This is a genomic window from Streptomyces sp. CNH189, from assembly GCF_000527195.1.
In genome coordinates, this window is sequence record NZ_AZUS01000044.1 from 1 (window position 1) to 8,557 (window position 8,557).

The window sequence follows — 8,557 nt, forward strand, 5'->3', positions numbered from 1 at the left end:
CATCGCGCGGGGCGCCGACAAGGCGGACTTCGCCAAGCAGCTGGGCGCCCATCACTACGTCGACAGCACGGCGGGGCCGGTCGCCGAGGCCCTGCAGTCATTGGGCGGCGCCAAGGTGGTCCTGGCCACCGCGGGCAACTCGGAGGCCATCGCCTCGACGGTGGACGGCCTCGCCCCGCGCGGTGAACTCGTCGCCGTCGGCGCGACCACCGACCCGATGCCGATCAGCCCATCCCAACTGATCCTCCAGGGCCGACTGCTACGAGGTTGTCCCTTCGGGACACAGGACGTGCAGGACACCATGACCTTCGCCATCCGGCACGACATCCGCCCCCTGACGGAAACCCTGCCGCTGAGCGAGGCGAACACCGCCTACGGCAAAATGATGGACGGCAGCGCCCGCTTCCGTATGGTGCTCACCCCCAACTGATCGGCTCGGGGGTTCTCGTGTCCGCCCCGACGGCCCAGCGGTGGACCGCTACCGCGCGTACGCGAGGCAGACATGGCCGACCGCTCCTCCGGACCGCACACAGGTCCGCACCGCGCACCGACCGCTACCGACCCGCGGGGTCATCAAAGTCCGCGTCCTACGCCGCTGGGGACCCGTCCGCATCGAGCACCTGTTCCGCCTGCTGCCGGGCCCGGTATCCCTTCGAGTACTGGACCGCGCCAACGATCATGGCTGATGTCGCAATCGACGACGCCGACCTCGAGCCCTGCGTCCTGCACCGTCAGTCCCACGGACGCCGCCACCTCGGGCTCGGTGCGCTGTCGGCGGTCTGGGCGTGCCGTCTGCACTTGCTTCCGTACTCGGGCCCACTGCTGAGCTAGCGGATCCATCTCGCGGGCGGAGGCGGATGCCGCTCCATCGTCCTTCGGGGGCTGACAACTTCGCAAGACACGGCGGGTCTAGTTGCCTCGACCGGGAGCAGCTACGGCTATGAATGCGGGGGGAGGCCGCGAGCCAGGAGCAAGGTCACGTCGTCGGCCGGCGACGTGGTGGGCAGCGTGTTGATTACTGCCTCGCACATTTCGTCCAGGGATGACACGGGTTGCGCGAGGGCCTTTCGCACACGTTCCATGCCGATGTCGATGCTCTGATGACGTTCTTCGACAAGTCCGTCCGAGTAGAGAGCGATCAAGCTGTCGGGGGGCAGTTCGACTTTTACTGATTCGTACGGGAGCATGCCGACGCCGAGCGGAGGGCCGTGCGGCAGGTCGGGGAACGTGACCTTTCCGTTCGCGTGCACTACTGCAGGCGGCGGGTGCCCGGCCAGTGCGACCGTGCAGGTGCGGTCTGCGGGTTCGTAGACCGCATAGGCGCAGGTTGCGCCGCGGGCCTGAGCCGGCACGCCAGGTTGCTCCACGCCTCCGTCATCGTCCTCGATCGACCGGATGAAAGTTCGGTCCAGCCTGGTCAGCAACTCTCCTGGGGGGAGATCGAGATCGGCGAGGGTCCGCATGGCTGTGCGCAACCGGCCCATGGTGGCCGCTGCGTTGATGCCGTGACCGACGACATCACCGACGACGAGCGCGAGCCTGCCGCCGGGTAGGGCGATCACGTCGAACCAGTCCCCGCCGACGCTGTACTCCGCATCTGCGGGGAGATACCGGGCGGCCACTTCCATGACCGACCCGCCGTGCACCCGGCTGGGCAGCAAGCTGCGCTGGAGAGCGAGCGCAGTGGTCCTCTCCCGGCTGTACCGGCGGGCGTTGTCGAGACTCAGGGCAGCCCTGGACACCAGTTCCTCGGCCAGAAGCTGATCCCTTTCGTCGAACGGCTTGGGATTGTCGGCCCGGACGAACACGGCCACTCCCAGCAGAACCCCGCGGGCGTGGATCGGCAGGATGAGCAGTGAGTGCATACCGAACTCGCTGATCTTCGCGGCCCTCGCAGGATCGTTATCCAGCCACCTCTCCTGGGAGGGGTCAAGCAAGGGGTCGAGAAGAGGGCGGCCGGTGGACAGCACGTGCATGAACGGTGACGTCTTGGGGACATACACCACGTCGCCGGTGCTCCACAGTGACTCCGGAGCACCGTCCCGCGTCGACGCCATGCCTGCGCGTCGGAACGTGGGGATGCGCCCTTCGGACAGCCCAAGGCGATCCAGTGGTTCTTCAGCGAGTCGCACCGCCTCGGTGAGATCGACGGTCACGTAATCGGCGAAGGACGGCACCGTGAAGTCTGCCAGTTCCTGCGCCGTACGCATGACGTCCAGCGTCGTGCCGATGCGGGCACCTGCCGCGCTGACGACGGCCAGGCGGTCACCTGTCCAGCGTTCATCTCCGAGACCGAGGAGCATCATGCACACACCGAGCGCCTGGCCCGCATCGTCGTTCAACCGCAAAAACGAGGCCGAGAAGACGCGGTCGCCTTCGGTAGTCGGTACACGGTATTCACGACCGGTGTCGCAATTCTGGGTGACCAGAACCTGACGCACGACTGCTTCCATACCGGCGGAGTCGCTGACCAAAGCCTGTCGTGGCCGGCGTCCTAGGCGCATATGCCGGGGAATGCCGTCGTAGCGCGCCATGGTGTCGTTGACCCAGATGCAACGCAGGTGGGTGTCCCAGATGGCGAGGCCGACAGCCGACTGGGACAAGAGGGAACGCAGTGCCGCGCCAGCCGCCTCTCCCGCGTTGTCGATCAGAGCGCTGACCTGGGCTTCGTCAAGGACCGCGTTTGCTGATGCCATGGCTATCAACCTTCAGACTGTTTGTGTTCACGGCCCGGACCGCCGCGGTGCAAGGCTCGCAGCGACGCAGTCGAGGGTGCCTTCCGCGTCCGCCTGGCGAGCAGAGCGGAAGACAGGCTCCCAGTGCCGTCAGCAGCCCACTTCCGCAGGCGGTTGTGGGGCGCCTTTCCAGAGTCTGCAGTGCTCGGATGGGCCTCCTGGGGTGGCAGACCAACAGCCTTGGACCGCGGCGCCTACAAGCAACGTAACGCGGTCGAGCGCTGAAGAGGCAATGGCGCGGTCTGTCCGCTCGATATGACAAGACCGCCACCATCTACCAGCCGACCTGTTGGTGCTCAGGTGGTGCTCTGTGCCGCAAAGCCGGAACGCCACGACGCGTATTGCGGACGCCACCCTCGTGAGCGGGCGAGTGCGTTCGATGCGCCGCGTGCCCAGCTCTGTCGTGCGGACGTGCTTGCCGGCGCAGGTACCTTCAGGGCTCCAGCCAGCACCGGCAACCACTCACGTCCCTGCGCCGGCTCGTCGTCGACGATGTTGACCGGACCGGACTGCCAGTCCAGGGCCGCGACCGCAGCCCGCGCGGCATCGGCGACATGGACGAAAGACGTCACAGAACGGTCTGCCTCCAAGTACGCGAGGAGACGCGCGGCAGGATCGCCAGCCAGCGCTGCGGCCACAGCGCCGCCCGGCGCATACCAGGTGCCAGGGCCGTACAGGATGCCGTAGCGCAGAGCCACCGCCGTCTCCATCTCGGCCGCGGTCGCTTCCAGTGCCCGGACGCCCTCCACCATTCCTCCTCGCGGCGGCTGGGCACCGATGTCGAGGGGGACGGTTTCGTCGGCGGGGTCTTCGCCCGGAATGTAGGCCCAGGAGATCGACTGAGCGATGATCCGCTGCGCGCCGGCAGACTTGGCCGCGTCCACGAGATTGCGTGTGCCCTCCTGACGCAGCCGGTTGGTCATTTCTCCGTCCGCTTCCGTCAGTGCCGTGAGCTGGTGGATCACCGCATCGGGAGCGGTGTCCCCCAGCGCCTGCCGCAGACCCTCGGCGTCGAACGCGTCAGCCTGAACAGCTGACGCCCCCAGGAGCCGTATGCGCTCCAGGCCCGAAAGCGTGCGTGAGAGGCCGGTGACCTGGTGCCCTGCGTCCAGCAGCATGGGAACGAGCAGCCGGCCGACCGCGCCGGTCGCGCCGGCAACAAGAACATGCATGAGTCCTCAGTCCTTCAGTAGATGAAATGAAATGCCTGTGGAGGCGGCCGCGTCAGCGACCGGGGACGAGTCGCGTGGACACACCGAATCGGTTCCAGGCGTTGATCGTCGTGATCGCGACGATGAGCCTGGCCAGCTCGCCCTCGTCGAACTCCTTCGAAACCCTCTCGAACAGCTCGTCCGGGACGAAGTCGTCCGTGAGCCTGGTGATCGACTCGGTCAGTTCGATCGCCGCGGCTTCCTTCGAGGTGTAGAAATGCCGTGACTCCCGCCATGCGTCGAGCTGGATGATCCGCTCGGCCGATTCACCGGCGGCCAGTGCTTCCTTGCTGTGCATGTCCAGACAGAAGGCGCAGTGGTTGATCTGGGACGCTCGGATCTTGATCAGGTTGAGCAGGATGGGCTCGACGCCCTGTTTCGCCGCGGTGTCAAGGCGGATCATGGCCTTGAAGGCCTCCGGGGCGAGCGCGGTCCAGTCCATGCGCGGAGCATGCTCCGGAAGTCGGTCGATTCCGTGAGCTTCGTGAACTTCGTTCGTCGTCATGACGCCCAGGCTACGTACCGAGTGGCACCGGAGTAGGCTCCATTTGCATGGAGCATTCTCAGACCAATTCGACGTCGAAGCCCGATCCCGGGCTCGGCACCGATCTCTTTGTGGAACTGCGCGGGCCCGGGCTGAGGGTGGGACTGGCCAACGCGTTGCGCGAAGCGGTACGGACAGGGCGACTTGGCCCCGACACGCGACTGCCTCCGTCACGTTCTCTCGCAGCCGATCTCGGTGTCTCGCGCAACACCGTGACCGACGCCTACGCGGAACTGGTCGCCGAGGGCTGGCTCACCGCCCGGCAGGGCTCCGGCACCCGTGTGGCGCGGCGGACCGAGCCGCACTCGGCACCACGTTCCTCCACCCGAGTACGGACAGTGCGGCGCCATCCCACTTACGGTATGCGCCCCGGCTCACCCGACCTGGCGAACTTCCCCCGTAGCCAGTGGCTCAGCGCCGCACGCCGAGCGCTGAGCGCCGCACCGCACGACGCCTTCGGCTACGGCGACCCCCTCGGCCAGATGCGGCTGCGCACCGTTCTCACCGAATACCTGGCCAGAGCCCGCGGAGTGGTGGCCCATCCTGACCGGATCGTCATCTGTTCCGGGTTCCACCATGGGCTCTCGCTGATGGGTCAGGTACTCAAGGCCCAAGGGACACGGACGGTGGCCGTGGAGGCATACGGCCTGGACCTCTACCGTGACCTGCTCTCCGCAGCGGGCCTGGACACCCCGCCTCTTTTCGTCGACGAGTACGGTGCACGCACGGACGACCTTGCGACGCTGCATAAGGCCGGCGCCGTGCTGCTCACACCAGCACACCAGTACCCGACAGGGGTCGCGCTGCACCCTGACCGCCGGGCGGCGGCCGTGGACTGGGCCCGTGCCAGGGGAGGGCTGATCTTGGAAGACGACTATGACGGAGAGTTCAGATATGACCGTCAGCCGGTAGGGGCGCTTCAAGGGCTCGACCCGGACCGGGTCGTGTACTTCGGCTCGGTGAGCAAGTCACTGGCGCCCGGCGTGCGTCTTGGATGGATCGTCCTGCCGGAGCAACTGGTCCCGGAGATGGTCGCGGCCAAGGGCTACGGCGACTACATGTCAAGCGCTCTCGAACAGTTGACACTTGCGGAGTTCATGGCGTCGGGGGCATACGACCGTCATGTGCGCGCGATGCGTCAGCATTACCGCCGCCGTCGCGAGGACCTGGTGAGGGTCCTGCAGCAGCGAGCCCCCGCCGTGCGGGTGACGGGCATGGCTGCCGGACTGCAAGTAGTTGTCGAACTGCCGCGGGGAACCGAGCGCTCCGTCGTCGAGGCGGCGGCTCATCAAGGACTCGCACTCAGTGGAATGTCGGACTTCCGCTACCAAGCGCCGGGTGCAGGAGGGCAGGCGCCTGAGCAGGACGCGCTCGTGATCAACTACGCGGCTCCTTCGGACAGCGCATGGGCCGGGGCATTGGACATCCTGTGTGGGGTGCTCCCGGAGCCTCCACCGTCGGTGGCTGGTGTCGGATGACCCGCCGTTGCCCGCGCCCTTCAAGCGGGGCGCACTCACTGCCTCGCGGAGCTCCCCACCAGGTAGGCGAGTGCGTCTGCCTCGTCCTCCGTGACGAAAAGCAGCTCCGCCAGCGGCATCGGCAGGAACCCTTCCTCTTCCATCCGTCGAAGCTGTTGTACCAGCCCGTCGTAGAAGCCCGCCGTGTTCAGCAGAACCACCGGCTTGCGGTGCAGCCCGTGCTTGCGCAACTCCAGAATTTCGGACACTTCGTCCAACGTGCCCAGGCCGCCGACCATCACGACCACCGCGTCCGATCCACCCAGTAGCAACGCCTTGCGTTCTGCGAGATCTTCAGCGACTACCATTTCGTCGGCGTCAGCCCTGGCCCAGTTCTTCAGGAAGCTGACCGAGACACCCACGAGCCGCCCCCCGCTTGCCCGCACCCCGTCTGCGACGACCTTCATCAGACCGGTGTCAGAGCCGCCCCACACCAGAGTGTGACCCTCCTTACCGAGGAGATCTGCGAACTCGCGGGCGGCACTCGTGTAGCGCTCGTGAAGGTCGGCGGCGGAGAGGAAGACGCAAATCCTCATGGGGACGGGGGAGGTGACAGACATGAGCCCAACACTAAACCCGAGCCGCGGGACGCCTCCCGGCCATTCCGATGCCCAGGCAGAGGACCAATCGGGCAGAATTGGTCTGACAACCGGGGCGGAGAATGGACCAGGATTGCGGTCCACTCGAGCCATAGTCTTTCCGATATGACGACCTACAACGAAGTAAAGAAACGCCTCTACAGCCCACGCCGGGCACGCGAAGATCCCGCCCCCTACAACAAGCCCGCAGGGGACGGACAAGAACGGCGCAGGAGCATCAACGGTCCTCGGACCGTGTCCGACACCGAGCCCGAGAGCTCACACAGGCTCACACAGATGCTGCGCGTCCGCCGGTCCGGCCACGGAACCGCACCGTCATCCTCCGCGGCAACGGCCGGCCAGCCGACCGGGCGCCGCTCGCACCGCAGGATGTCCCCGACTCTGGAAATGGCCGGAGCCGCCGTCGGTTTCATGAGCCTCTACCTCGCCGCCGGTGCGCTGACCCCGCTGCTCGTCCTGTACAAGCAGCAGTGGTCATTCCCTGCCACGATGCTCACACTCGCCTTCGCCGTCTACGCGCTCGGGTTCCTCGTCGCTGTACTGACCTTGGGATCCCTCTCCGACCACATCGGCCGACGGCCGGTCATCATCGGGGCCCTGATGGTTCAACTCGTGTCGAACTTTTTGTTCTTGACAGGCTCCGACGTCAGCTGGGTCGTCGCGGGCCGTGTCATCCAGGGCATCGCCAGTGGCGCGGCCACCGCTGCCTTCACAGCGGCACTCGTCGAGTTCGCCCCACCTCACAAGAAGAGGCTGGGAACCATTCTGGGCAGCATCGGGCTCACCGGCGGACTGGCCGCCGGGTCGCTGCTGGCAGGAGTAGCGATTCAGTTCACTCCGAGCGCCAACACCATCGCCTTCGTCAGCCTCATCGTGCTCAGCGTTCTCGGGATCATCGTCACGGCCCTTTCCCGGGAGACCGCAACCCGCACACCCGGCACGCTGCGCTCCATGATTCCCCGCGTGGCCATGCCACCGGCTGCCCGTCGAGAGTTCGCCGGTGCCGCACCCGTAGTGGCGGCCGTCTGGATGCTCGCAGGCCTGTCGGGGGGCCTGGCGCCAAGCCTCGTCAGGAGCGTCTTCCACCTCGACAGCGGTTTCCTCAACGGGCTGACCGGCTTCATCGCTCCTGCGGTGTCCGTCGTTATCGGACTGTCGTTCGCTCGGATCGGTCCGCGGCACGCGATGACTACCGGCATCTACGCCTCCATCGCGGGAGCCGTCGGCATCTCGGGCGGAGTCCTCGGCGGGAGCCTGGTGCTCATGATCATCGGACAAGCCCTCGCCGGCGTCGGATTCGGTGCCTCTTTCACCGCCGCATTGCGACTCATCATCCCGCGCGCGGCCGCCCATCAGCGGGCAGGAGTCGTGGCCGGCATCTACGTTGTGGCCTACCTGGCGTTTGGTGTGCCCATCATCATCGAAGGACAACTCGCCGGGCCTCTCGGTGACATCACCGCGGTAGTGGGTTACTCCGCTCTCACGGTCGTCTTCGCGCTGCTCAGCCTGGCCGCCCAGTTCCGCATCAGCCACCAGTACAAGCGGAACGATCCGGAACTCCTGGAAAACGGACAAGAGCGGCCCGTCGCGGGAGTCAAGGTCGGTGATAGCTCGTGACATTGATCCGGTAATGGTGGTGTCCGTCCGGGCATCACCATTACCTTTCGGATATAGGGAGCCCCCCGTACTTACAACCGGCAACTCTCGTGAAGGCGGTCACCGTTGCTCGGGGACACCGCGGCTGACTGGCAAAAGTAGGCCGCAGCCTGCACGACGTGTCCTCAGGTGAGCCGGCCAGAACGGTCGTGGACGCAGGGGGGTGTGCTCCCGTCGGGGGGCAGGCGCTTCGTCTTCAGGTGGGCCCTTGTTGCGCGAAGCCCGTTCGCCATGTCGCGTGGTCCGGCTGCCACTCTCGGGAGCGAGCGAGTGAATTGGACGCTCCCCGTGCCCA

Annotated in this window: 8 protein-coding genes; 4 read left to right on the top strand and 4 right to left on the bottom strand. The window is 66.4% G+C overall.

The window, feature by feature from the left end:
* The coding region (locus B100_RS0133215; RefSeq protein WP_024888646.1) for a zinc-binding dehydrogenase at window positions 1–430 on the top strand (430 nt) is incomplete at its 5' end.
* Window positions 431–678: 248 nt separating this feature from the next.
* On the top strand, window positions 679–831 hold the full coding sequence (locus B100_RS37115) for a hypothetical protein (RefSeq protein ID WP_158686776.1): 153 nt from the start codon (window positions 679–681) through the stop codon (window positions 829–831).
* Between the two features lie 107 nt (window positions 832–938).
* Here the strand turns inward: B100_RS37115 and B100_RS0133230 are convergent, their stop codons facing one another.
* From B100_RS0133230 to B100_RS0133240, 3 genes are all read right to left on the bottom strand, one after another.
* Entirely contained in the window at window positions 939–2,696 is a 1,758-nt protein-coding gene (locus B100_RS0133230) for a SpoIIE family protein phosphatase (RefSeq protein WP_024888647.1), read from the bottom strand.
* 335 nt (window positions 2,697–3,031) lie between these two features.
* Window positions 3,032–3,907, bottom strand: coding sequence for an NAD-dependent epimerase/dehydratase family protein (locus B100_RS0133235; protein ID WP_024888648.1), 876 nt, complete (start codon window positions 3,905–3,907; stop codon window positions 3,032–3,034).
* A gap of 52 nt (window positions 3,908–3,959) precedes the next feature.
* A complete protein-coding gene (locus B100_RS0133240; protein WP_024888649.1) occupies window positions 3,960–4,451 on the bottom strand; it encodes a carboxymuconolactone decarboxylase family protein in 492 nt (163 codons plus the stop codon).
* 47 nt (window positions 4,452–4,498) lie between these two features.
* Here B100_RS0133240 and pdxR point away from each other — a divergent pair, with 47 nt between their 5' ends.
* A complete protein-coding gene (gene pdxR, locus B100_RS0133245; RefSeq protein WP_037724048.1) occupies window positions 4,499–5,968 on the top strand; it encodes a MocR-like pyridoxine biosynthesis transcription factor PdxR in 1,470 nt (489 codons plus the stop codon).
* Between the two features lie 35 nt (window positions 5,969–6,003).
* Here the strand turns inward: pdxR and B100_RS0133250 are convergent, their stop codons facing one another.
* A complete protein-coding gene (locus B100_RS0133250) occupies window positions 6,004–6,543 on the bottom strand; it encodes a TIGR00730 family Rossman fold protein (RefSeq protein ID WP_024888651.1) in 540 nt (179 codons plus the stop codon).
* Between the two features lie 168 nt (window positions 6,544–6,711).
* Between B100_RS0133250 and B100_RS0133255 the strand changes: the two genes are divergently transcribed.
* Window positions 6,712–8,223, top strand: coding sequence for an MFS transporter (locus tag B100_RS0133255; protein ID WP_199785319.1), 1,512 nt, complete (start codon window positions 6,712–6,714; stop codon window positions 8,221–8,223).
* Window positions 8,224–8,557 lie beyond the last annotated feature (334 nt).